31 protein-coding genes are annotated in these 23237 nt (G+C 52.7%); 20 read left to right on the forward strand and 11 right to left on the reverse strand.

Features of this window, described 5'->3' with window-relative positions; all coding sequences use genetic code 11:
• Positions 1-19: 19 nt before the first annotated feature.
• The 3 genes from ACYQ8U_RS05750 to ACYQ8U_RS05760 all read right to left on the reverse strand — a co-directional run bounded on the left by ACYQ8U_RS05750 (position 20) and on the right by ACYQ8U_RS05760 (position 694).
• Entirely contained in the window at positions 20-196 is a 177-nt protein-coding gene (locus ACYQ8U_RS05750) for a helix-turn-helix domain-containing protein (RefSeq protein WP_459944598.1), read from the reverse strand.
• Positions 197-346: 150 nt separating this feature from the next.
• Complete coding sequence (locus ACYQ8U_RS05755) at positions 347-430, reverse strand: hypothetical protein (protein ID WP_459944599.1); 84 nt, start codon at positions 428-430, stop codon at positions 347-349.
• A 24-nt stretch (positions 431-454) separates the two neighbouring features.
• Positions 455-694 (reverse strand): sigma 54-interacting transcriptional regulator, encoded by a 240-nt coding sequence (locus ACYQ8U_RS05760; RefSeq protein ID WP_459944564.1) that lies wholly within the window; start codon positions 692-694, stop codon positions 455-457.
• Positions 695-900: 206 nt separating this feature from the next.
• On the opposite strand from ACYQ8U_RS05760, the gene ACYQ8U_RS05765 reads away from it, so the two are divergent.
• From ACYQ8U_RS05765 to ACYQ8U_RS05780, 4 genes are all read left to right on the forward strand, one after another.
• Positions 901-1593 (forward strand): iron-sulfur cluster assembly scaffold protein, encoded by a 693-nt coding sequence (locus ACYQ8U_RS05765; protein WP_459944565.1) that lies wholly within the window; start codon positions 901-903, stop codon positions 1591-1593.
• Between the two features lie 10 nt (positions 1594-1603).
• Complete coding sequence (locus tag ACYQ8U_RS05770) at positions 1604-2602, forward strand: GGGtGRT protein (RefSeq protein WP_459944566.1); 999 nt, start codon at positions 1604-1606, stop codon at positions 2600-2602.
• A gap of 80 nt (positions 2603-2682) precedes the next feature.
• The gene (locus tag ACYQ8U_RS05775) at positions 2683-3453 is read left to right on the forward strand and encodes an ABC transporter ATP-binding protein (protein ID WP_459944600.1); all 771 of its coding nucleotides are present in this window, start codon (positions 2683-2685) and stop codon (positions 3451-3453) included.
• A 13-nt stretch (positions 3454-3466) separates the two neighbouring features.
• Complete coding sequence (locus ACYQ8U_RS05780) at positions 3467-4273, forward strand: ABC transporter permease (RefSeq protein WP_459944567.1); 807 nt, start codon at positions 3467-3469, stop codon at positions 4271-4273.
• Positions 4274-4308: 35 nt separating this feature from the next.
• On the opposite strand, the gene ACYQ8U_RS05785 is transcribed toward ACYQ8U_RS05780, so the two are convergent.
• The 3 genes from ACYQ8U_RS05785 to ACYQ8U_RS05795 all read right to left on the reverse strand — a co-directional run bounded on the left by ACYQ8U_RS05785 (position 4309) and on the right by ACYQ8U_RS05795 (position 5682).
• On the reverse strand, positions 4309-4518 hold the full coding sequence (locus tag ACYQ8U_RS05785; RefSeq protein ID WP_459944568.1) for a hypothetical protein: 210 nt from the start codon (positions 4516-4518) through the stop codon (positions 4309-4311).
• 91 nt (positions 4519-4609) lie between these two features.
• Complete coding sequence (locus ACYQ8U_RS05790) at positions 4610-5440, reverse strand: amino acid kinase family protein (RefSeq protein WP_459944569.1); 831 nt, start codon at positions 5438-5440, stop codon at positions 4610-4612.
• Positions 5441-5475: 35 nt separating this feature from the next.
• Positions 5476-5682, reverse strand: coding sequence for a hypothetical protein (locus tag ACYQ8U_RS05795; protein ID WP_459944570.1), 207 nt, complete (start codon positions 5680-5682; stop codon positions 5476-5478).
• A 275-nt stretch (positions 5683-5957) separates the two neighbouring features.
• On the opposite strand from ACYQ8U_RS05795, the gene ACYQ8U_RS05800 reads away from it, so the two are divergent.
• From ACYQ8U_RS05800 to ACYQ8U_RS05815, 4 genes are all read left to right on the forward strand, one after another.
• A complete protein-coding gene (locus ACYQ8U_RS05800) occupies positions 5958-6704 on the forward strand; it encodes a hypothetical protein (RefSeq protein WP_459944571.1) in 747 nt (248 codons plus the stop codon).
• An 87-nt stretch (positions 6705-6791) separates the two neighbouring features.
• Complete coding sequence (locus ACYQ8U_RS05805) at positions 6792-7610, forward strand: molybdate ABC transporter substrate-binding protein (RefSeq protein ID WP_459944572.1); 819 nt, start codon at positions 6792-6794, stop codon at positions 7608-7610.
• A gap of 539 nt (positions 7611-8149) precedes the next feature.
• Positions 8150-8677 carry a class I SAM-dependent methyltransferase gene (locus ACYQ8U_RS05810; RefSeq protein WP_459944573.1) on the forward strand — a complete coding sequence of 176 codons (528 nt, stop codon included), beginning with the start codon at positions 8150-8152 and terminating at the stop codon, positions 8675-8677.
• A gap of 141 nt (positions 8678-8818) precedes the next feature.
• Positions 8819-9340 (forward strand): hypothetical protein, encoded by a 522-nt coding sequence (locus tag ACYQ8U_RS05815; RefSeq protein WP_459944574.1) that lies wholly within the window; start codon positions 8819-8821, stop codon positions 9338-9340.
• Positions 9341-9382: 42 nt separating this feature from the next.
• On the opposite strand, the gene ACYQ8U_RS05820 is transcribed toward ACYQ8U_RS05815, so the two are convergent.
• A complete protein-coding gene (locus tag ACYQ8U_RS05820; RefSeq protein ID WP_459944575.1) occupies positions 9383-10093 on the reverse strand; it encodes a succinate dehydrogenase iron-sulfur subunit in 711 nt (236 codons plus the stop codon).
• 23 nt (positions 10094-10116) lie between these two features.
• Positions 10117-11853 carry a succinate dehydrogenase flavoprotein subunit gene (gene sdhA / locus ACYQ8U_RS05825; protein WP_459944576.1) on the reverse strand — a complete coding sequence of 579 codons (1737 nt, stop codon included), beginning with the start codon at positions 11851-11853 and terminating at the stop codon, positions 10117-10119.
• Positions 11854-12136: 283 nt separating this feature from the next.
• Here sdhA and ACYQ8U_RS05830 point away from each other — a divergent pair, with 283 nt between their 5' ends.
• Genes ACYQ8U_RS05830 through ACYQ8U_RS05870 form a run of 9 tightly spaced genes read left to right on the forward strand, consistent with a single transcriptional unit; the run spans position 12137 to position 19969 of the window.
• A complete protein-coding gene (locus tag ACYQ8U_RS05830; protein ID WP_459944577.1) occupies positions 12137-12436 on the forward strand; it encodes an MrpF/PhaF family protein in 300 nt (99 codons plus the stop codon).
• A complete protein-coding gene (locus ACYQ8U_RS05835) occupies positions 12433-12738 on the forward strand; it encodes a cation:proton antiporter (protein WP_459944578.1) in 306 nt (101 codons plus the stop codon). Before ACYQ8U_RS05830 ends, ACYQ8U_RS05835 begins: the two co-directional genes overlap by 4 nt.
• 45 nt (positions 12739-12783) lie before the next feature.
• Positions 12784-13809 (forward strand): hydrogenase subunit MbhD domain-containing protein, encoded by a 1026-nt coding sequence (locus ACYQ8U_RS05840; protein ID WP_459944579.1) that lies wholly within the window; start codon positions 12784-12786, stop codon positions 13807-13809.
• The gene (locus tag ACYQ8U_RS05845) at positions 13809-14159 is read left to right on the forward strand and encodes a sodium:proton antiporter (protein ID WP_459944580.1); all 351 of its coding nucleotides are present in this window, start codon (positions 13809-13811) and stop codon (positions 14157-14159) included. Before ACYQ8U_RS05840 ends, ACYQ8U_RS05845 begins: the two co-directional genes overlap by 1 nt.
• 5 nt (positions 14160-14164) lie before the next feature.
• Positions 14165-15664 carry a complex I subunit 5 family protein gene (locus ACYQ8U_RS05850; RefSeq protein ID WP_459944581.1) on the forward strand — a complete coding sequence of 500 codons (1500 nt, stop codon included), beginning with the start codon at positions 14165-14167 and terminating at the stop codon, positions 15662-15664.
• On the forward strand, positions 15661-17163 hold the full coding sequence (locus tag ACYQ8U_RS05855; protein WP_459944582.1) for a proton-conducting transporter transmembrane domain-containing protein: 1503 nt from the start codon (positions 15661-15663) through the stop codon (positions 17161-17163). Before ACYQ8U_RS05850 ends, ACYQ8U_RS05855 begins: the two co-directional genes overlap by 4 nt.
• Entirely contained in the window at positions 17160-18917 is a 1758-nt protein-coding gene (locus tag ACYQ8U_RS05860) for a complex I subunit 5 family protein (RefSeq protein ID WP_459944583.1), read from the forward strand. Before ACYQ8U_RS05855 ends, ACYQ8U_RS05860 begins: the two co-directional genes overlap by 4 nt.
• Complete coding sequence (locus ACYQ8U_RS05865; RefSeq protein ID WP_459944584.1) at positions 18914-19405, forward strand: Na+/H+ antiporter subunit E; 492 nt, start codon at positions 18914-18916, stop codon at positions 19403-19405. The genes ACYQ8U_RS05860 and ACYQ8U_RS05865 overlap by 4 nt, the downstream gene beginning before the upstream one ends.
• A 54-nt stretch (positions 19406-19459) precedes the next feature.
• Positions 19460-19969 carry a type 1 glutamine amidotransferase domain-containing protein gene (locus ACYQ8U_RS05870; RefSeq protein WP_459944585.1) on the forward strand — a complete coding sequence of 170 codons (510 nt, stop codon included), beginning with the start codon at positions 19460-19462 and terminating at the stop codon, positions 19967-19969.
• A 2-nt stretch (positions 19970-19971) separates the two neighbouring features.
• Here ACYQ8U_RS05870 and ACYQ8U_RS05875 read toward each other — a convergent pair whose 3' ends face one another.
• Entirely contained in the window at positions 19972-20283 is a 312-nt protein-coding gene (locus ACYQ8U_RS05875) for a hypothetical protein (protein WP_459944586.1), read from the reverse strand.
• A 302-nt stretch (positions 20284-20585) separates the two neighbouring features.
• Here ACYQ8U_RS05875 and ACYQ8U_RS05880 point away from each other — a divergent pair, with 302 nt between their 5' ends.
• A complete protein-coding gene (locus tag ACYQ8U_RS05880; protein WP_459944587.1) occupies positions 20586-20897 on the forward strand; it encodes a type I restriction-modification system subunit M N-terminal domain-containing protein in 312 nt (103 codons plus the stop codon).
• A 7-nt stretch (positions 20898-20904) separates the two neighbouring features.
• Here the strand turns inward: ACYQ8U_RS05880 and ACYQ8U_RS05885 are convergent, their stop codons facing one another.
• Both ACYQ8U_RS05885 and ACYQ8U_RS05890 read right to left on the reverse strand, forming a co-directional pair.
• The gene (locus tag ACYQ8U_RS05885; protein WP_459944588.1) at positions 20905-21552 is read right to left on the reverse strand and encodes a flavodoxin family protein; all 648 of its coding nucleotides are present in this window, start codon (positions 21550-21552) and stop codon (positions 20905-20907) included.
• Positions 21553-21657: 105 nt separating this feature from the next.
• Positions 21658-22284, reverse strand: coding sequence for a DUF1294 domain-containing protein (locus tag ACYQ8U_RS05890; RefSeq protein ID WP_459944589.1), 627 nt, complete (start codon positions 22282-22284; stop codon positions 21658-21660).
• Positions 22285-22458: 174 nt separating this feature from the next.
• On the opposite strand from ACYQ8U_RS05890, the gene ACYQ8U_RS05895 reads away from it, so the two are divergent.
• Together ACYQ8U_RS05895 and ACYQ8U_RS05900 are read left to right on the forward strand one after the other, a co-directional pair.
• Positions 22459-22782 (forward strand): phage integrase N-terminal SAM-like domain-containing protein, encoded by a 324-nt coding sequence (locus ACYQ8U_RS05895; RefSeq protein ID WP_459944590.1) that lies wholly within the window; start codon positions 22459-22461, stop codon positions 22780-22782.
• Positions 22783-22848: 66 nt separating this feature from the next.
• Positions 22849-23237 (forward strand): NifB/NifX family molybdenum-iron cluster-binding protein (locus ACYQ8U_RS05900; RefSeq protein WP_459944591.1); only part of this gene is annotated, 389 nt, incomplete at its 3' end.

Raw genomic sequence — 23237 nt, forward strand, 5'->3', positions numbered from 1 at the left:
CACAGCACAGGGACTCAGTTCAGTCCCTGTGCTGTGCAGGATGCTCCCCCCTTTTCTTCCCATGCGGGATCCCATATTTTCTCATCCGTGCCCGCAAGGTACTGGGGTGAAGGCCAAGTTTTTTTGCCGCCCCATTTTTTCCTTCGATCCTGCCTGCCGAACTGTCCAAACACCGCCGGATGTGTGCTACGATCACCTTATCCAGCGGCAAAATGGTATCGGCGCTCTCGACGAGAGTTTGATTTTTTCCGTTTTCCTGCCTTGTTGAAAGCGGGTTGAAGCGTAACAGGTTGTCACTCTCCGTTCGCTGGCTGAGAATCAATGCTCGCTCAACAAGGTTCTCCAGCTATCGCACATTACCCGGCCAATGATAGGCCTGCAGCCGCTCCAACGCATCCCAGGCCAATCCCGGAACATTGCGGATCTTCAACTCCTTTGATTTTTGCTCGATAATCTAATGCACAAGGGCCGGGATATCGTCGATTCGCTGGCGCAACGGTGGAATGATGGTGGGGAAGACATTGATGCGAAACCATAAATCCTCGCGGAACTGCTGGGCATTGACCAATTCTTCCAGGTTCCGATGGGTGGTGCTGATCAGCCGCGCACGTCCACCGTTATCGATTCGAGAGGGTCGGCTGAACAATCTTGTCACCTTGTACCGGGCGCTCGGGGGCGAAACGGTATAATCCACGGAATCTCACCGATTCCCCATCTGGAGATGGAGAACCATTAACCGTCCCGTCAGTTCCAGCTCTTGTAATTTGTTACGATCCTACTATAATACGTCGACCAGAGAGGGGGACGTGTCGAGCAGCCGCCGCATGGCGGTCGGCTCCCCGCCTGACCTTCTTTACTTCCAGAAGTATTAAATAACTACAATTTCCCAAGGAGAAACGAATGCTCTACTCTTCTGAAGTTAAGGAAATGTGCCGCGTGGCCCAGGGGACGAATCACGGTCCGGCCCCTATTCCGCAGGAAGGCGCATGGACTCAGGCCAGAGAAGTCAGTGATATCAACGGACTTACCCACGGTGTCGGCTGGTGCGCACCGCAGCAAGGCGCCTGTAAACTGACCCTCAATGTGAAAAAAGGCATCATCGAGGAGGCTCTGGTCGAGACCATCGGCTGTACCGGCATGACCCATTCGGCGGCCATGGCCTCGGAGATTCTGCCGGGCAAGACCATCCTCGAGGCCTTGAACACCGACCTGGTCTGCGACGCCATCAACGTGGCGATGCGCGAATTGTTCCTGCAGATAGTCTATGGCCGCAGCCAGTCCGCCTTTTCTGAAGGCGGCCTGCCCATCGGCGCGGGCCTGGAAGATCTCGGCAAGGGCTTACGCTCGGTGTGCGGCACCATGTACGGCACCAGCGCCAAGGGCCCGCGATATCTGGAAATGGCCGAAGGCTACGTGACGAAAATCGCCCTTGATAAAAACGATGAGATTATCGGCTATGCCTTCGTCAGTCTTGGCAAAATGATGGCCGCCATCAAAAAAGGCGTCAGCGCCGACCAGGCATTACAGGATGCATCCGGGACCTACGGCAGATTTGCCGATGCTGTCAAAACCATCGATCCACGCAAGGAATAAGGAGAATACCATGGCACTGTTTGAAAGTTATGACAGGCGGATCAACCAGATTATTCCTGTCCTGGAAAAATACGGCATGAAATCTCTCGAAGAAGCGAAAGAGATCTGCCAGACCTATGGCGTAGACGTCGGCAAAATCGTCCGGGGCATCCAGCCGATCTGCTTTGAAAATGCGGTCTGGGCCTACACCCTCGGCGCGGCCATCGCCATTAAAAAAGGCCTGACCAAGGCTTCGGAGATTGCCGCAACCCTCGGTGAAGGCCTGCAGGCGTTCTGCATTCCCGGCTCCGTCGCCGACGACCGCAAGGTCGGCATCGGCCACGGCAACCTTGCCGCCATGCTCTTACGAGAAGAGACGAAATGTTTTGCCTTTCTCGCCGGTCATGAGTCGTTTGCCGCGGCGGAAGGCGCCATCGGCATCGCCCGATCGGCCAACCGGGTGCGTGAAACCCCGTTGCGGGTCATTCTCAATGGTCTGGGCAAGGACGCCGCCAAAATTATCTCGCGGATCAACGGCTTCACCTATGTGCAGACCAGGTTTGATTATGCCACCGGGGAACTGCATGTTGTCGCCGAGACCCAATATTCCGAGGGGGAACGCGGCAAGGTGCGCTGTTTTGGCTCGGACGATGTCCGTGAAGGTGTGGCCATCAACCATCTGGAAGGCGTCGACGTGTCCATCACCGGCAATTCGACCAACCCCACCCGCTTCCAGCATCCGGTGGCCGGGACCTACAAGAAAGAATGCCAGCAGCAGGGCAAGAAATATTTCTCGGTAGCCTCCGGCGGCGGCACCGGCCGGACCCTGCACCCGGACAACATGGGCGCGGGCCCTGCCTCCTACGGCATGACCGACACCATGGGCCGCATGCACTCGGACGCCCAGTTCGCCGGCTCGTCCTCCGTCCCCGCCCATGTGGAGATGATGGGGCTGATCGGCATGGGCAACAATCCGATGGTCGGGGCCTCGGTGTCCGTCGCCGTGGCCCTGGAGCAGGCGGCGGGGTAACAGGGAAAGAGCATTCCCGGACAGCCTCCAAGGAGACCGCCGCAGCCGTGGCCGTCTCCTTGTTTTGTTCTCCCCGTTCCATGCAGCATCAAGAAAAAGGATCCAGCACCGTGGGCAATATCCTCAGCGTCAAACATCTGTCTAAAAATTACCAGAACATTGCCGCCGTGCACGATATCTCCCTGGCCGTCGAGGCGGGCGAGATCGTCGGCCTGCTCGGGCCGAACGGCGCCGGCAAGACAACCACCATCTCGATGATCCTCGGCATTCTCGAACCGAGCAGCGGCACGATAGAAATCATGGGTAGATCCATGGCCGAGCATGCCGATGCCATCGCCGGCGACATCAACTTCTCGGCGGTGTATACCCAGATTCCCCCCAACTTAACCGTCCTGCAGAACCTGAAAATATTCGGCCTGCTCTATGCGGTTGCCAACCTGCCGAAAAAAATAGAAGCACTTTTGCAAGAATTTGATCTGCAAAAGTTCCGACACACCAAGGCGGGAGTCCTGAGCTCAGGAGAAATGTCCAGGCTTAACCTGGCCAAGGCCTTGATCAATACGCCGAAACTGCTGCTGCTCGATGAGCCTACCGCCTCGCTTGACCCCAGCGTCGCCGAGGATATCCGGCTAAAAATCCGCAGCTATGCGGCGAAGACGCGCGCGGCGGTGGTCTGGACCTCGCACAATATGACCGAGATCGAAAAAATGTGCACCAAGGTGTTCTTTCTTTCGCGGGGGAAAATCCTGCTGGTGGGCGACCCAAAAACCCTGCCCGGGGAAAACGGCCAGAATACGTTGGAAGAACTGTTCATTGCCATTGCCCGGGAACCTCTGTCAACCAAACACTGAGCCGGAAGCAACCATGAAGCTGAAACGAAGTTATGCGATCTTTCTCCGTCAGTTCTATCTGCTCGGCAACAATCCCACCCGGCTGGCGGGAAATTTCGTCTGGTTGACCATCTCCATCATTCAGTGGGGGTTTATCACCAAGTATCTCGGCACGCTGGGCAAGGCCAACTTCAATTTCATCACCGTCATTCTCGGCGCACTGATCCTGTGGGAATTTCTCACCCGTATCCAACAGGGCATGATGATGGCCTTTCTCGAAGATATCTGGTCCAACAATCTGATAAACTATTTTGCCTCCCCGCTCAGGGTTTCCGAGTATACGACCGGCCTGGTGGCCAGCAGCCTGTTCACTGCGGTTATGGGATTTGTCGGCATGTCCATCATTGCCGGATTCGGCTTTGGCTATAATATTTTTATCATCGGCCTGAGCATGATCCCCTTTATTGCCATCCTGTTTATTTTCGGCATGGCCCTGGGGCTTTTTACCTGCGCGATGATCTTTCGACTCGGCCCGACCGCCGAATGGCTGGCCTGGCCGTTACCGATGGTCCTCTCCCTTATTTCCGGAGTCTTTTATCCGATCGACACCCTGCCCCGCTCCCTCGGCCTGGTCGCCGACCTTTTCCCCCCCGCCTATGTTTTTGAAAGCCTCCGCGCCCAGCTGGAGCAGGTGGCAACCGGACCGATGCTCATGTATAATCTCCTCCTGGGACTTGGCCTGGCCTTATTCTACCTGTTTCTCGCCTATCATTTTTTCCTCAAGGTCTATCGGTACAACCTCAGGACCGGCAAACTTGCCCGTTTCAGTGCCTCCATCTAGCCTGTCTACTTGAATTTATGCAATGTATTATCTCTTCAAAAAATATCAGACAGGAGTATGAAAGGCAAAATAACGAAAAGCAGAATGATCGGCAGCAATTGGGTGAAAAAATGCTTCGGCGAAAGTCGAGTTGGCTGGTCGCATTTTGCCGCATAACCAATCTCGGCATTATACACATCGATACAGGAGCCCAGCACTACCTCTATGACAAAAAGCACAAGGATAATTAAAATGACATACATCATTGAACGACTCCGATTACTTTAAGACCGCTCCTGAAACGCCGATGCGTAGAAGAGCGACTGGAAGTAATTTTAGAGTTGCCTAGAAGGCTGCCTATTGCCTGTAAATAAAAGTACCGACGTGCTCACCGTTCAGCGCCTTGGTAATATTACCCTCTATCATGCCGTTTATTATCTGCACCTTATCTATCACCTCACTGTTCTGAATAATCTCCAGACAAGGTCGCTCGATAACGAGATCATCCTGATCTCGGTCGAGAAGATCCTGCGCTCCTATCTCGGCAATAAAAGACGCATCCGGGTTCTTCTTCGGATCATCCGTGTACAGTCCATTTTCATCTTTTACGAAAACTACGGTTTTTGAGCCTATAAAATCCGCCAGAATGACTAAACCGACGTCGGTACGGTGGATTGGTATCCTGCCGACCTTGGGCTTTATGGCAAAATAGTCATAGGGCGGCATGCCGTGCATAACCGGAATAATCTTCTCTGCAAAATAGGTCGGCAGCTTCACGATATCCGCATGAGAAATCTTTACACCACCCCAGGGGGAGAGGAGGGTGGCAATCATCAAGGCGTTCTGCTCGGAAACCATGCTGCCAAACTTGGCAATGACACCGGTCGGCATGCCCATTTCCAGTCCGATGGTGTAGATATGCCGACTCCGTGTGCCACCTCCGGTCGTCAAAAGCATCTTATGGTCCGCCCTGTTTCTGACCAGCTCTTTCAGAATTGCCGGCAACGCTTTGACGCCCCGGTCACAAATAGACTGGCCGCCGATTTTCATTATTTTGACATCGGGGTAGAGTCTTTCCTGCGGGGCGATATCAAGCTGGTCAATAAATTCTTTACTGACGAGGCTCTCTCCCATCAGAGCGCTTTTTACATGTAACCTCTTCCCATCCTTTTCCCGCACCAAGGCCATTGTTTCTCCCCCTTGAAGGTAAAATAAAAATCTAACTATTTATTGATCCCGGCATTTTTGTCCCGTTCCAAAGCGATCAACTCCGCATCGGTTGCTTTGGCGATCTGTTCCAATTCTTTCTTCCGAAAGTGATTGCCATAAATTTTCAGATCAATCCCCTGCACGGCGACAACTCTGAAGCGGGGAGATCTCGCCCCTTCTTTTGCTCTTGTTCTTTCACGATAAAATATTTGACCAGCCATTCTGTTAGCCTCCAAAAGAAATATAGGAATCCGCATCACTACGCGGTAGTGATACATAATAGGCCCTCTTGCAGGAGATCGCAAGAAATTCCCGCGCTTTATTTTCCCCCTAACTATTTGAAAATAGATGTTATTTACGGTTTGTTTTGGTTATTCTTTGTCTCAGCGGCGACTTTCAATTACTCGTTCTTGACACTTACTTTCCTGAAAGGTTTATTGCAGATCTCAATGAAGCCTTACCTAAAATTTTCCGTCTAAGACGAGGAGCATAAAAAGTGCAGATTTATCTCAGTATCGATGATACAGACAACCTTGACAGCCCAGGTTCCGGACATCTTGCAGAAGCTATGGCAAAGGAACTGCAGCAGTTAGGCCTGACCTCGCAGTGCGCAAATATTTCCCGACACCAGCTGTTTGTCCATGAGCATATTCCGTACACCTCACACAATAGCTCCATGTGTTTTCCAGCAGTCATAAATGAACATAACCTCGCCAATGTTACCCAGTTCGCCAAAGAGTTTCTCAAAAAAGCTGCCGCTCCAGGATCCGATCCCGGCCTCTGCATTGCTGTCGAGAGAGAATCTTTAGATCGTCAGACCCTCATCGACTTCGGGCTGCAGGCAAAAAAGACGGTTTTCACCAAGCAGGATGCCTACGTACTTGCCGAGAGGACAGGCGTGCACTTGTCGGAACACGGCGGAACCGGTGAGGGTATTATCGGTGCACTCGCCGGCATAGGGCTCCGACTGCAGGGAAGTGACGGGAGGTTTCGCGGCTGGCTGAGCCTTGGTAATGCTGGACAGACGACCAGCCATAAATCGCTGTGTTCTCATGCCGCGGTTGATGCGGTCGTGGATGAGGCAGGGATGATTTTACCGGAGGATGCCCTGGTCACCTTTGCCGAGGACAAGGTTAAAACTGTCTGTCTCAACCACCGCCAGGTTATCCCCGTGAGCCGCTCAAGCCACGTCGATGGTCCGGCATGGACGACGTTGACCAGAGCCGAGGTAAAGCATTTTTGAGGTGTTTAACTCCGCCCATGGCTCCTAGGTGATTTGAAACCTATGGGTAACCAAGATAATTATGTTGAAAATACAAAGGAAAATGTCATGAGAAACTGGAATAAACACGCACTTTTTACTGCTCTCCTCGGCCTTTTGCTGCCTGTATGCGTATCGGCCAATTCCCTGCAGCTTTATGCCGCCGGCAGCTTAAAAGCAGCCCTTGGCGAAACAGCGGCTGCCTACGAAAAAATCTACACGACCAAAGTAACGACAAAATTTGGCCCCAGCGGCCTTTTGAAAAAAGCCATTGAAGAAGGCGAAAATCCGGATATTTTTGCTTCGGCGAATATGAATCACCCGGAAAGTCTCGCAGCCAAAGGATGGGGAGGTCCGGTTGCCCTCTTTACTCGTAACCAGCTGTGCGCCCTAGCGCAGCCTGATATCGCAGTGACAACGGACAATCTGCTTGAGACCCTGCTGGACGAAAAAGTCCACCTGGGAACCTCGACGCCTAAGGCGGATCCAAGCGGAGACTATGCCTGGGAGCTCTTTAACAGAGCAGAACAAACCAAGAAGGACAGCTTTGCCAAGCTTTCCGGGAAGGCGCTCCAGCTCACCGGAGGGCCGGACAGTGCCAAGCCTCCTGAAGGACGCAACCAGTATGGCTGGGTTATGAGCGAGAAGAAAGCCGACGTCTTTCTCACCTACTGCACAAATGCAGTCCTGGCGCAAAAAGACGTACCCGATTTGAAAATTGTCAAAATCCCCGAAGAGCTTGCCGTCGGAGCCGATTACGGCCTACTCGTCAACAAAGGTGCATCCGCCGAAGGCTGGCGTTTTGGTATGTTTATCCTGTCGCCCGAGGGGCAGAAGATTCTTCGAAAATATGGCTTTGAGGCAACAGCTATTCCGCAAGGAGAATAAAAAAATACCCATCTGCATTCTTGACAGTTTTTTCAATGCGGCCGTGCAGCAGTTTTGCAGCCTGCTGTACGGCCTGGCAATTATCAAACCAGGAAAGCTCCCTATTAATCCCCCACGCCTTTGCCTTTTCTCAGGAAAGTGGTAAACGAGCGCAGTTCAATGCCGCCATATAACATTGCCTCGACAGAGGGAAGGGGCGGATGATCCTTTGGCACCCGCAGCACCCAATATGTTCTTCGTTTATGGTAATCCAAAGCGTCTGAGAACTGTCGAGCTGTCCAATTGGACGGATAAGGCAGTTACTGGCCCAGGAAACGAACCAGACAGTGAGGACATGGAAATTTTTCTTCGATATTTTTTCAAAAACAACGGTCGAGTGCGCGCTGGTTGTTTATAGTTGAACAAACAGGATAATTAATGGAGTAAATTTGTCGGTCGCCCTGGCCAAAAACCATTACAATATCGGGTAAAACCAAATGTCAAAAGACAAACTAAATAACTCACAACTGAATGGCCGCCTGGTTTTCATTCAGGAGTTCTTGAAACACCCGCTTCAAATCGGCTCGATTATCCCAAGTTCTCGTTTCCTGGAACGAAGGATTGTCGAGGCAGCCAGGGCAAATATAGCCGATGTTATCATCGAATTAGGCCCAGGAACAGGCGGCGTGACACAGGCAATGCTGCGGGCGATGCAGCCGGATGCCAGACTGCTGAGCATCGAAATCAACCCGAACTTCAACAACTTGGTGAGCGCCATTGCAGACGATCGACTCACCGCACACCTGGGGAGCGCTTGTGACTTGAAAAAAATTATTTCGATATACGACCTCGATCCGCCGCATTCAATAGTTTCCGGTATCCCCTTTTCTACCATGAGCCGCAGTGCCGGCTCGCAAATTATCGAGGCCATAACTTCCGTGCTTCCGCCAAACGGTCGCTTCGTCGCTTACCAGGTGAATACTCAAGTAGCGACACTGTGCCGGCCTTTCCTGGGGCAGGAACAGACTTGCCTGGAGCTTTTCAATATCCCGCCGATGCGAATTTTCCAGTGGACAAAAAGAGTCTGACAACGGCTTAGCGACACAGAGACATTGCACCACCCCATTTCCGTCACCATTGCTTGCAAACCTGCTCCGGATAATTACCTTAAAACGTAGTGTCGCCTATCAAGAGAATTCTTCTCAAAAAAAACCGTGCGGGAGGTTCATATGCTGACATTAAAGACCATAACAGTTGAAGCGGTACCGACAGCCCTGGAGAAAGCACATCAATATCGAAGACTCAATGAACCGAGTGATGCGGAAAGCATCTGCCTGGATATTTTAGCGGTGATGCCGGACCACCAGGAGGCGTTGAAGACCCTGCTGCTGGCCCTGACCGACAAATTTGCCACCTTCGGGGTCAATCCCTCGTTTGAACAGGCCAGGGCGATCGTCGACAAGCTGGATGCCTCCCATTGCAAGGCCTATTATTCCGGAATTATTTTTGAACGCCGGGCCAAATTCCATCTCAGGCAGGGCGGGCCGGGAGCCGGTCCCGTTGCCTATCAGTGGCTGGTCAAGGCGATGGACGCCTTCAATACGGCGATCGCCGAATGCGACACGAAAAATCAGGAAGCGGTGCTGCGCTGGAACTCATGCGCCCGGATAATTAACAGTGATCCGGAAGTTCACGCCGAGGAGCCGAACAGGGAGGAGATGCTGCTCGACCCATTTGATACGCCGCACTGAAACAGTACCGGCGTTCCCACTGCTCCCCCGCCAACTGCACCTTTACCGTCGATGTTTCTTGATCAGCTCCTTGGTCTGATTGATCCTCTTGGTGATGAGAATCGACCGGGGACAGGCCTCGGTGCACTTGAAATGGTTCTGACAGGGCCAGACCCCGGTTTTGTTATCCAGCAGCTCCAGCCGCTCGTCTCTGGCCCGGTCGCGGGAATCGGCAATAAAGCGAAAGGCCTGGGCGATGGCCGCCGGGCCGACAAAGCCGGGCTTTTCCCCGAGCACCGGACACGCAGAATAACAGGCGGCACAGAGAATGCAGTTGGTCGTATCATCGAATACCATCCGCTCCTCCGGTGACTGCAGACGTTCTTTGCCCTCGACCTCCTCGTCATTGATCAGATAGGGTTTAATAAAGCGATATTTGGTAAAAAATGGTTTTTGATCGACGATGAGATCCCGTTGCACCGGCAGATAGCGCAGCGGTTCGACGGTGATCGTCTCGCCCTCCTTTGTCGCCACATCTTTCACCAGGGTCTTGCAGGCCAGGCCGTCCTGGCCGTTGATACGCATGGCGTCCGAACCGCAGACGCCGTGGGCGCAGCTCTTACGGAAGCCGAGACTGCCGTCCTGAAACCGTTTGATGCGCATCAGGGCGTCGAGCAGCCGTTCGTTGGGATCCGCCTCCACCTCATACTCCTGAAAATGCGGTGCCCTATCGATGTCCGGGTTGAAACGCTGTATTCTGAGAATAATCTTCATTTCCGCTCCTTTACTTCCTTAGCCTAGTAGGTGCGAGGTTTTGGTTGCCAGATGGACGTATCCACCGCCTTATAGTCCAGCCGGACCGCATCCTGGTCCAGGAAGGCCAGGGTGTGCTTGAGCCAGGCCCCGTCATCCCGATCCGGGAAATCCTCGCGGCTATGGGCGCCGCGGCTTTCCTGACGGGCCACCCCCGAGGCAGCAGTGATCAGACAGAGATCGAGCATATTGCCCAGTTCGATAAGCTCCAAGAGGTCGGTGTTGAAGCTCTTGCCGGTATCCTGGACCCGGACGTGCTGGTAGCGCTCGCGAAGCACCTGGATCTCGCCGATGGCCGCCCGCATGTCGGCTTCGTTGCGGTAAATGCCGACCTTTTCCATCATGACCGTCTGCATCTCGTCGGTGATTTCTCCCCCATGCGGCCCGGTTCGGCCGTCGGTGAGGCGGGCGATCCTGGCGCGGGCTTCATCCGCCGCGTCCTTACCCGGCATGACCAGGTCCGCCTGCCTGACATAGTCGGCGATATGCCGGCCGGCGCGGCGGCCGAAGACCACCAGGTCGAGCAGGCTGTTGGTGCCGAGGCGGTTGGCGCCGTGGACCGAAATACAGGCACATTCCCCGGCGGCGTACAGGCCGTCGACGATGGTCCCTTGGGCATCCCCGAGTACCCGGCCGTGGATATCAGTGGGAATACCGCCCATGGCATAATGGGCGGTGGGCAGGACGGGGATGGGCGAATCGGCCGGATCGATGCCCAGGTAGGTCTGACAGAAGCTGCTGATATCGGGCAGTTTACTGTGCAGTACCTCCTTGCCGAGACCGGTTGCATCGAGATGCAGATAATCATCGATTTTACCGTCGCCGCGGATGCCCTTGCCGGCGCGAAGCTCGGTGATTATGGCGCGGGAAACGATATCCCGTGGGGCGAGATCAAGCAGGGTCGGCGAATAGCGCTCCATGAACCGCTCGCCGTCACGGTTACGCAAGATTCCGCCCTCGCCGCGCACCGCTTCGGTAATCAGAATACCGAGGCCCATGATGCCGGTCGGGTGAAACTGGAAAAACTCCATGTCTTCAAGGGGAATGCCCCGCCTGGCGCAGACGGCGGGACCGTCGCCGGTACTGGCGTAGGCATTGGAGGTGATCTTGAACATCCGGCCGAAGCCGCCGGTGGCAAAGAGCACCGCCTTGGCCACGAAGGTATGGATCTCCCCGGTGGTCAGTTCGACAACCACCACGCCATTGCAGGTACTGCCGTCGAGCAGGAGGTCAATGACCTGGTACTCATCGAAGAAGGCGACGTTGTGCTTGATGCACTGCTGGTAGAGGGTCTGCAGGATCATATGACCGGTCCGGTCGGCGGCGTAACAGGCGCGGCGCACCGGGCCTTCGCCGAAATTGCGGGTATGCCCGCCGAAGCGGCGCTGATCGATGCGGCCATCCTCCGTCCGGTTGAACGGCAGGCCGCGGTTTTCCAGATCGTAGACCGCCTGAATCGCCTCTTCGGCCAGGATGTGCACTGCCTGCTGGTCAACGAGGTAATCGCCGCCCTTGACGGTATCAAAAGCGTGCCATTCGGCCTTGTCCTCCTCGACATTACCGAGCGCTGCACTGATGCCTCCCTGGGCGGCGCCGGTATGGCTGCGAATCGGGTAGAGTTTGGAGAGCACCGCCGTCTTCGACTTCTGGCCGGCCTCGAGCGCCGCATAGAGTCCGGCGCCTCCGGAGCCGACGATGACCGTGTCAAATTGATAGATCACGTGTATCTCCTTCTGGTGAATTTTTTGGGCAATGGACAGCGAGGATGTATCTGCATTTATAGCGACCTGGATGATATGTAAGCGTACAGATGAGCCGACCGGCCAAAGTAATGGTGAGGTGACGGTCGCCTTACCCGAATTTCCTCTGAGCCCATGCGTTAAAACTACACATTCATGTTAGACACTGCAACAGGTTTTTGCCCGACAGATCTGCAAGGTGGGCAATCCGCCATCGGTAAAAATCCATGCAAACCTATCGATTATGAATATAGTAGTCGTACTAATGTCAACTACAACCCCGGAGCGTGTAGTCGTGCAATACTTTTACCTGCTCATGGCCTTGTTTTTATTTCTCAACATTCTGGCCGGTCTGATCCGTGTCTTTATCGGCCCCACCAGGTCTGATCGGATGCTCGCCGCCCAGCTCTTTGGTACGGCGGGCACGGCTATCTGCCTGCTCCTGGCGGAAGCACTGCACATGGAGGGAGTCAGGGACACCGCCCTGGTTTTCGTCATTCTTTCCGTGATGGCTGTTATCGCCTTCGTGCGGCGGCTTTCAGCAAAAAATGAGCGAAACGAATGATGACCATTCAGGAGATATTTTCAGTTGTTTTCTGCGTCATCGGCGGGTTTTTTTTTCTGGCCGGAACAGTGGCCATGATTCGCTTTCCCGATGCCATGAGTCGCATGCACGCCTTGAGCAAGGCGGATAACCTGGGGTTGGGATTCATTATTCTGGGGTTGTCTGTTCGTTCGATGGTGCTGCCGATCATCATCAAGCTGACCATTATCTGGCTGATGGTCATGCTGGCCAGTTCCACCGCCGTCTCTCTGATTGGCAACTCTCTTTTTGAGGACGAAAAGAAGGCGGGGAAGGGATCATAATCACCTTCTCCAAAAATACCCCTCAACCTGAAGGATTCCAAAGGCATGAGTGACCCGGGAATTCTACTCGATCTATCGCTGTGCATAGCCCTTGTTCTCCTTGGCTGGAGGCTTCTCCACTCTTCCGACCATTTCCAGGCGATAGTTCTCTTTATCACCTTTGGATTGATCCTTTCTCTGACCTGGGTCCGACTGGAGGCCCCTGATATCGCCATTGCCGAGGCAGCCGTGGGAGCCGGTCTCGCCGGGGTGATGCTTGTCGATGCCCTGAGAAAGATAAAAATCCCCTCTGGGTATCAAGTGACAGGCGACTGGCAGCGGGCTGCCAGGCTGCCTTTACTCCATAAAATTGCTGCCTTGGTAGTTGTTCTGATCCTGATGTCCCTGCTTCTCATGACCGTATGGACCCTGCCCCGCACGGGAAACGGATTGGCGGGACGGGTCAATTCCACCCTTGCGGCAAGCGGGACAGAACATCCGGTGACGGCGGTCCTGCTCAATTTTCGTGGCTACGATACCTGGCTGGAACTCGGCATCCTCCTGCTCGCCGTTTTCGGTGTCCTTTGCATTCGGCGATCTTCCGGGCTGGGCGCGGTGGCTCTTCCGGCAGCGACCACTCCCATTCTGGAGAGCATGGTCATGCTCATCACGCCTTTTATTCTTTTAGTCTCAGGGTACCTCCTCTGGCGTGGCGCTTTTGCGCCGGGAGGTGCCTTCCAGGCCGGGGTCGTCCTTGGCGCCGGCAGTATACTTTTATGGATGGCCGGCTACCCCTCCTTAACCATTCTTCCCGACAGGGTATGGCGAAGTCTGATCATCCTCGGATTTCTCGCTTTTCTCGTTTTTGGCAGCTTGTCCTTTCTGGCCACCGGAGTCTTTCTTGCCTATGATCCCGTGCACGGAGCCGTGCAGATATTGCTTCTGGAGACAGCGGCCACTGTCTCTATCGGCGCCGGTCTGGCCGGACTGATGCTTGCCCTCCAGCCTTTACACAATACGAAATTAACCGTGGAGCAGCAGAACCGTGCCGCAACAGACCGGACATTCGCAAACAAAGGGGGAGGCGAGTGATGATCACTGTTTTCGGGGATCCGTTCCTGCTCTACGGCATATCAGCCATAGTCCTTTTTGCCATGGGCCTGCACAGCCTCCTTAGCCGGCGGCATCTTCTGCGCAAGATAATGGGTCTCAACGTCATGGGAGCGGGTGTCTTTCTCCTGTTCATCTCCGTGGCATACCGTAACCGTGAGGTTTTTGCCGATCCCGTGCCGCAGGCCATGGTCATAACCGGTATCGTCGTTTCCATCAGCGCCACCGGTTATGCTCTGGCGCTGGCGCGGGAAATCAGAAAAAAAACCGGTTTGACATCTCTTGGCAACCAAGGTGCTTCGACAGAAAAGCAGGAGGAAAAGGAGGCATAAGATCCATGATGATTACCGTGGTTATCATTCCCTTTTCCGGCGCCCTGCTGACCTTTCTTGTCCATGGCAGGATGAAGGCGGCGATCGGCACGGCTGCCGCCGCAGGTACATCGCTGGCGGTTTTCCTGCTGGCCTTTATTCCCGGCGATGCGACCAGATTCAACCATGCGCTCGGTGGATGGGCCAGTCCCCTCGGCATACAGCTGCAGGCCGACGGCCTGAGCATCATCTTTCTTTTCCTTACAGCTCTCACCGGCCTCTTCGTCACCCTGTACGCCGGACCCTATTTCAGCTGCCGCCCTGAAAATCAACGGATCGATACCTATTTCTGGCCATTGTGGATGCTGCTGTGGGGGGGATTAAATGCCCTGTTCCTTGCAGCGGATATCTTCAACATGTATATCCTGATGGAGTTGATCAGCCTGGCCGCTGTCGCACTGACCAGCCTTACGGGACGGGCCGAAGCTCTGATCGCCGCTCTTCGCTATCTAATGGCGGCCATGACAGGCTCGCTGGTTTTTCTGCTTGGCGTGGGATTTCTCTATGCGGAATACGGCATCCTCGACATCTACACTCTGGGCCTGCGGATTACCTCCAGCCTGCCAACGCTTGTGGCCTTCGGACTCATGATCTTCGGCATGCTCATCAAGACCGCGCTGCTGCCCTTTCATTTCTGGCTGCCGACCGCCCACGGGAATGCTCCCGCTCCGGTCAGTGCGATTCTTTCCGCCCTGGTGATCAAAGCCTCTTTCTTCATGGTAATACGAATCTGGTTTGTCATATTTCCCCATATTACCAGCTATTCAGCTGCTCAATTCCTGGGAACGCTGGGTGGCCTGGCCATCCTCTGGGGTTCCTTCCAGGCGGTGCGGCAGAAACGGCTCAAATTCCTGTTGGCCCACTCCACGGTCAGCCAGATCGGCTATCTTTTTCTTCTCTTTCCGTTAACCATTTCCCAGACCACCGGAGAAGCCACCACTCCCTGGAACATGCAGGCATGGACAGGGGGAATATGTCAGGCGATCTCCCATGCAGCCGCCAAGGCCGCTCTTTTTCTCGCCGTGGGAAATATCATCCAGGCGCTGGGCACCGACAAACTGAGCAATCTTCGCAACATAAAAAGACGTCTGCCACTGACTGTCTTCACCATAGGCATTGCCGGGGTGAGCCTCATGGGCTTGCCGCCCAGCGGCGGCTTTGTCGCCAAGTGGATGCTGCTTAATGCGGTTATCTCCAGCGGACAATGGTGGTGGATACCGATCATGGTCATTGGCGGGCTCCTCACCGCCGGATACGTTTTTCTCATGCTGGGGCACACCTTTGCCCCGTCCAGAAAAAAAGTCCACCTCCAGCCCGTCCCTCGTATCCTGGAGATCTGCGCTTTTACCCTGGCCCTTGGCGCCATCTTCGTCGGTTTTACCACCTCGGAGATAATCGATCTGCTGCACATGGAATTACCTACCGTATCAACGCCTGCGGTTGTCAGCGGGAGAGTATCGCCATGAACTGGGACTATGCGTTGCCGCTGATTACGCTGGCCACTTCCCTGGTCACCGGCATTGTGATTTTTTTCCTCTCGGAAAAGCATTCCACCCAGCGTTCTCTTTTGAACATGCTCGGGGCAACCCTGAAAATTCTTGTCGTCTCGGCCATGACCTGGGGATTTCTGGCCTATGATAAAGAGTATGAGACACGCTTCACCCTGGCCCTTGGTTTTGATTTTCTTCTGCGGGTCGACTTTCTTTCCCTGGCCTTTCTCGCCCTGTCCAGCACCCTCTGGTTCGTCACCACCATCTATGCGATCGGCTACCTCGAGGGGTCGCCGCACCGCAGTCGCTTTTTCGGCTTTTTCAGCCTCTGTGTCACTGCCACAACCGGTATTGCTCTGGCCGGCAACCTGATCACCTTTTTCATCTTTTATGAATTTCTGACCCTGGTCACCTATCCCCTGGTGGTGCACCGGGGCACGGAAAAGGCCCTCAGCGCCGGACGCATCTACCTGTGGTACAATGTCACCGGCGGGGCAGTACTTTTTGTAGCTATCGTCTATCTCTACACTCTGGCCGGACCCTTTGATTTCAAGGCAGGCGGCGTCCTGGCCGAGCTGACCGGCAAGGACTCCCGGGGGCTTCTTCAATTCCTTTTTTTCCTGCTCATTCTCGGTCTCGGGGTCAAAACCGCCCTGGTACCGCTGCACGGCTGGCTGCCGGTCGCCATGGTCGCCCCGGCCCCGGTCAGCGCTCTGCTCCACGCCGTGGCCGTTGTCAAGGCCGGTGCCTTTGGTATTTTTCGGGTAATATTCTACGTCTATGGCCAGAATTATGCGGCCTCTCTGGGAGTGCTTTTTCCCCTTACCCTGGTCGCGGCCGTAACCATCCTCTATGCATCACTGCGCGCCTTGACGCAAAACGATGTAAAAAAACGGCTGGCCTATTCCACGGTAAGCCAGGTCTCTTATATCATCCTGGGCGCAACCCTGCTCAGCCCCCTGGCGGTGATGGGCGGCCTGGTGCATCTCATCCATCAGGGTATCATGAAGATCACCCTGTTCTTTTGCGCCGGGAATCTGGCAGAAACCCTCAACCTGCACAAGATCGATGAACTGAATGGTATCGGTCGCAGGATGCCGTTGACAATGGGCCTTTTCACCATCGCCGCCTTTGGCATGATGGGCACGCCGCCCGTCGCCGGGTTTATCAGCAAATGGTACCTGGCTCTGGGCGGATTACAGACCGGACAATTCTGGGTGGTGGGGGTTCTTGTAGTAAGTACGCTGCTCAATGCCGCCTATTTCCTGCCTGTTGTCTATATTGCCTGGTTCAAGGAGCCTGATCCTCATCTGCCGCTTCAGTCGTACGGCTCTCTGGAGACCAGATGGACCCTGCTCCTGCCAGTCTTCGCCACGGCTTTTTTCTCTCTGGCCGCTGGTCTCTGGGCCGGATGGCAATGGAGTCCCCTGGGCGTGTCGGACAAGATCGTCCAAGGTATGGGGATACTGCCATGATATACACACTCAGTATCTGTCTTCCCATAATTATCGGACTTCTCGTGCTCCTGCCGCCAACGAGAAAACCAGCGATACGGTTTCTCTTCCCCACGGCAGCTCTTCCGGCGCTTATTGCCGTCCTACCCGGCGCGGCCGAGGATATTACATTTCCCAAAGTGCTCCTGGGAATGCGATTCAGCCTGGATATCTGCGGTCGGACATTTCTTTTCGCCACCGCCTTGGTCTGGTTTGTCTCATCGCTGTTTACCCTGGCATATATGGCGAAGAATCCACGTCTTCCTTCCTTTATTTTTTTCTTCCTGCTGACCATGAGCGGGAATTTCGGCCTGATCCTGGCCAGGGACATTCCGTCCTTTTACACCTTTTTCGCCATCATGACCTTCGCCGTTTACGGACTGATCATTCATGACCGCTCGCCAAAGGCGCTTCAGGCCGGCAACGTTTATCTGATCATGGCCCTTATTGGAGAAGCGGCGGTGATAACAGCAATATTTCTTACCATACACTCGGCTCGGGGGATTGGTATTGAAGACATCGCCCCGGCCCTGCAGACTTCGCCCCACAGAGGGACCATCCTCGTCGCCGCCTTTATCGGATTTGGCGTTAAAGCCGGTGCGTTTCTCCTGCATTTCTGGCTCCCCCTGGCTCATCCGGCCGCGCCGAGTCCGGCCAGTGCCGTTCTGAGCGGATGCATGATCAAGGCCGGGCTGCTTGGCTGGCTCCATTTCTTTCCGGCAGGGATAGTTGATTTTCCTTTATGGGGGACGGTCTTTGCCTGGTTTGGCATAATCGCCCTCTTCTACGGCGCTCTGCTTGGTCTTTTTCAGCTCGATCCGAAAACCATTCTGGCCTACTCCAGTATCAGCCAGATGGGACTCATGACCCTTACCCTGGGTATGGGCTTACGGGATGCGGCACTCTGGCCGGCACTGCTGCCGGTGCTTCTTGTCCTTGTTGTCAACCACGCCCTGGCTAAGGGAACACTCTTTCTGGTGGCGGGCACGGCACCATCCGCCGGCACAAACAGCTTCTCCCAAGCGGTGCTCCTTGGCGGGGCGCTGCTGCCCATCCTGGCCCTGGCCGGATTCCCCTGGACCGGCGGCGCTGCTGCTAAACATGGGCTGCTGCAAGCTGCCGTGTCGAGCACTCTTTTCCGGTCTGTCGATCCGGCAATGCTTTTTACGCTGAGCGCTTTTGCCACGGCGCTGCTTCTTGCCCATTTTCTTATCAGGTTGCGAGAATCGATAGACCGGCCAGAGAAACAACCGCTCTCTGGCCTGTGGTTTTCATGGATCGCGCTTTTACCGGTACTTGCCGCGGTGATGACCATCGCCCCCTATTTCATGGATCGCATGGCAATGGCAACCCCGCTTGCGAAAATGACCCGTTATGCGCCATGGACCACAGCCTGGCCGGTGCTCGTCGGTCTGCTTTCCGCCCTGCCCTTTCGATTTTTCAGTGCCAGGTGCACGCTGCCCGACCTCGACCTGGGACAAAAGACCCGGCAGACGGTTGAACCCTCCGTGCATCTCATCCTGAGGGGCATGTTTCGTCTTGAATATTTCAAAAAGCTGCTTGTCCGGCTTTTCCGGAGACAGTATTTCAAACTCTTTGGTATTGGGGAAAATTCCCCCCATGCATTTACATGGCTTGAACGACGTTTCATGCACTGGCACACCGCAGGCCTGCTCTTCGTCAGTCTGCTGGTGGCCTTTTTGCTCCTGACTCTTTTTCAAGAGGGGCTGTTATGAAACGTACCCCAAACCAGCTACGGGCAGTGCTGTTTCGTCTGGTTCTGTACACCGTTCTCTGGTGGGGACTGAGCGAGGGCAGGCTGCCCAATATCTTGCCGGCTCTCGGCGTTATTGCCCTGACTACCGGCGTCAGCTTCTACTGCATACCGCCCGGCAGGTGGAACATACGGGTGACAGAACTGCCTGGATTTCTCCTTTTTTTCCTTGTGCAGACCTTTCTGGCGGGAATGGATGTTGCCCGCCGGGCGTTTCATCCCCGACTCCCCCTTGCACCGAAGGTAATTACATATACTCTGCAGCTGCCCCGGCAATCGGCAAAAATTTTCTTTGTCTGGACCGTAAGCCTGCTGCCCGGCACCGCCAGTATCTCCCTGAAAGGAAATCAGGTACTGATCCATGTTTTGGATAAACACCAGGCGCAACAGGAAAAATTACAGAGTATTGAAGAGCGCATCGCTTATCTTTTTGGTTCGTTTCCATCGTGAAACAGGAGGCTCGTGCAGCATCAACAAAAAAAATTTACAGAAGGAGATATCACCATGGCCAAAAAAATCGCTGTAATACTTACGGATATGTTCGAAGATTCGGAATATACCGAACCGGTCAAGGCCCTTGAGGCAAAAGGCCACGAAGTGATCAATATCGGTCTGGTAGCCGGGAAGACGGTCAAGGGCAAGAAAGAAGGCACGGAAGTGAAAATTGATAAGGCCGTAGCTGAGGTCACTCTCGACGATTTCGATGCGCTGCTGATTCCGGGAGGCTATTCTCCCGACAAGCTTCGAGTCGACGAAAATGCGGTTCGGTTCACGGCTGATTTTGTCAAAAGCAACAAGCCGGTTTTCGCCATCTGTCATGCGGGGCAGTTGCTGGTCACGGCCCAGGTCCTGCAAGGGCGCAAATTTACCTGTTATAAATCGATCATCCAGGATATTAAAAACGCCGGAGCTGAATTTATCGACAGCGAAGTGGTGGTAGACGGCAACATTGTCAGCAGTCGCCATCCATCCGACCTGCCCGCCTTTATTAAGGAATCGCTGAAAAAGCTGTAGTGTTAATCCCCCACGCCACTCCCAGCTTTGAGTGTCGAGGGATCTTTTTTGAGAATCTCCAGAGCGTGTGCTCTTTTCTGTTCTGCGGTCAACGCGGGATCCTTGTAGACTTTATCCACCATGTCGACAATGATTTCCGCGTCGGTCTCCATGTGTATTTTACGGTGTTTTTCATATTGTGCATGTGCTTCCGGATCGGGGCAATACCAGTCATGTCCTAGATGATCCTTTGCTTTTGATACCGCAGGGCTTGCAAGTGCTATTACCACGGCTGCAAACAGGATTCGTCCATGTGCTGCGCTTCTTTTCAGCATTTTTCAATCCTCCTCATCTCTCGGCTTTTTTTACTGGGAATACATCGTCCTATTACAAACATATGCTCGAAATGTACCCGTAGTATTAGTCGGAAAACGGTTCGGTTGTCAAGCTGAAAAACTCCATCCTGTGGCCATGAATTGCAAGCGGCAAACGTGCATGATCCGACGCCGCCATATAACATTGACTCGGCAGCGGAAGGGGAGTAATGATCATATCGCATTATTTCAATGGAGAAAATGCGCAGACCGTGCTCAGCCACCACTCCCCGCACAATTACGTCAGGTTTTAAGGATTACCCATGGCCAGGAAAAACATCTTCTACCTGCCGGAGACCTCCCGCTGGAGCCATATCCAGCAGCACGCCAAGCAGGGCGATATCGTTATCAGGGTCGACTCGGCCCTGACCGCCGTGGAAAAAAGCAATGCCTCGCTCAAGTACGCCCTGCCGGACAACTATTTCTCCCGCATCGGCCTCGATGGCAGCAAGCTCTCGGCCCTGATCGATACGATCAACGACATCGAAACGGCAAAAGACAGGGACGAGGTGTATACGGAGATTTTGAGCAGACGGAGAATTTCAAGAAGAACCGTGGGTGAGTGCTTGGGTTAACCAATTCTTATTCTGATGCTATTCTGCGACCTAATGCGAAGGCACGTTGGCAATCCAGTGGAAACACCTCTTTGTGGCGCTTGATTTTTTCTTCCTTGTCGAATATTTCATGTTCGTACTTGTCATAGTCCTTGTATTGTAGGGTATCTGTAGAGAGCAGTACCTCACATTCACCGAAAATTGTTTCAAGGCTCATTTTTGTAGTAGAAAAATGTCGATCGTACCCCATCGTTTCGAGCAATTCTTCATTAACATTCATGGTATAAATTAATGCAGTTCGAATTTTTCTTGGAAATAGGGATTTTCTATCTTTTGAGTATGTATAATAGGGAAAGAAAAGCCTTTCTAATAGTGCACGCGTAGCCGCTGTTTCGGTACCGAAATATATAGGCGTTCCTATGACGAGAGCATCCGCTCTTCTTATTCGCTCAAGTACCGAAGTAAGATCATCCTTCACAGCACAGAATCCATCCTTCTTTCTACTGATTTTCTTGCATGCAAAGCAGCTTATACAACCAGAATAGTTCAGATCGTAAAGCTGAATAAGTTCTATTTCTGCACCAACTGAAGCAGCTCCTTTTAAAGCATTTTCAAGTAAAGTGACGGTATTCCATTTCTTTTTTCTTGGACTGCCATTAAATGCCATTACCTTCATATTTGAAATCCTTCTGTTTGTGCTTTGTACATAACAAATTGATAATCTTGAACGGCAAACGTGGAGTTGAGCAGCGCACATTAGCGCGTCCGCTCGAACGACTGGTTAGCCAAAGTTTATACTATTTAATATATTTTTCAGCAACATATTGCCTTTTGGAGTAACAAGCCAATACAGTGCACCGCAATTAACTGCTACTGTTATCCAATACGTGATTCGGAAAGATAATTTTTTGGATTTATGCCTCAAAAAACTCTGGGCAATCTTTGCACCTGGCCACCCACCTAAGAGTGACAATGTATGCAAAGTCCCTTCAGAGGTTCGCCATTTACCCCATTCAGCAGCATTTTTGTCTTTCGCATACATTAAGAATGCTGCGACACTCATGATTGCATATAAGAAGACTAATTCAACTGGAATGAGCTTTGAATCAAAGAGGTAAAATAAAACGAAAGAGAAGGTACTGAATAGAACTAACGCAAAGAACTTTTGCTTCAGTTCTTTGCTGTTATTCTTATGTCCTTTTATTGGAGCAACATCAATTGCACATACCCGGCCTTTTTGATCAGTAGCAGTAGAGTATTGCACCTCTAGATTTTTAAAAGGACGTTTATGGCGATAGCTATAATCATTAATGTGGAAAAATAATGGCTTACCACCTGATCTTGGGGTTATGAAGCCAAAGCCCTTCTCTGCATTCCAGCTTGATATGATACCATTCTCTATATTCATTTCGGTTTCATATGGTTAACAGTTGTAATACATGAAAAATGTCTAGCATATCATCTTATATCTGCAGTAATTCTCCATGCCCTACGATATCAAGTCATTTAAATTGGAAAAAATTGTCCATCTATTGCTTATCTGTTTGAATTTTCCACAATAATTGATATTATCATACGTAATATGGAAAACAAGGAAAAATTCAAATTAATGGTTCAGGTAGCTGAAACCCTGAGACATTATCATTATGCCCGATCCACCGAGAAAACGTATAGCCAATGGATTCCGCGCTATATTTGTTTTTATGTCAAAAAACGTCATCCAAAAGATATGGGTACCCGGAAATTGAGCGTTTTTGTCCCATCTGGCAACCAACGAAAACATTGCGGCTTGCAACGCAAAAACAGGCTCCTAATGCATTCTAGCGGTGGTAGAGAATATTTACAGTTTGCTCAGCAATATGCAGGGGCGAGAGTAGGAACAGGAGAAAGAATTTTAACCCGATGAACCCTATCTCAATTATTGTTGAATATCAATCACTTGAAAAGAAAAAATATCTACAATGGTGAAAAAATGAAAAACAAAATCAAAACTTTTTGCCTGCTATTATTCTTCGGCGCTCTGTTTTTTCAAGTTCAACCGAGCCTTTCTGTTACCTTAAATAACATCGCCATCGCTGCAGTTGGGGATAATGTAGATTCGGAAATAAGCATGACTGCGGGGAAGGCACCATATTATCTGATATTTGACGCAAACGGTGTTCTTGTGAAATCTGTTAAAAATACAGGTCAGAGTACCAGGCGCAATTCCAGTTCGGTAGTGATCGATCTTCTTCTGGAAGAATCCTGCAAGACCGTGATTGCCGGCAAGTTTGGTGAAAAGATGCAACACCAGTTAAAAGCGAATACAATTGAATATTACCAGCGCGAAGGTATTGTAAAAAATGTAATACAGACACTGGG

The organism is Desulfocastanea catecholica, assembly GCF_054657295.1.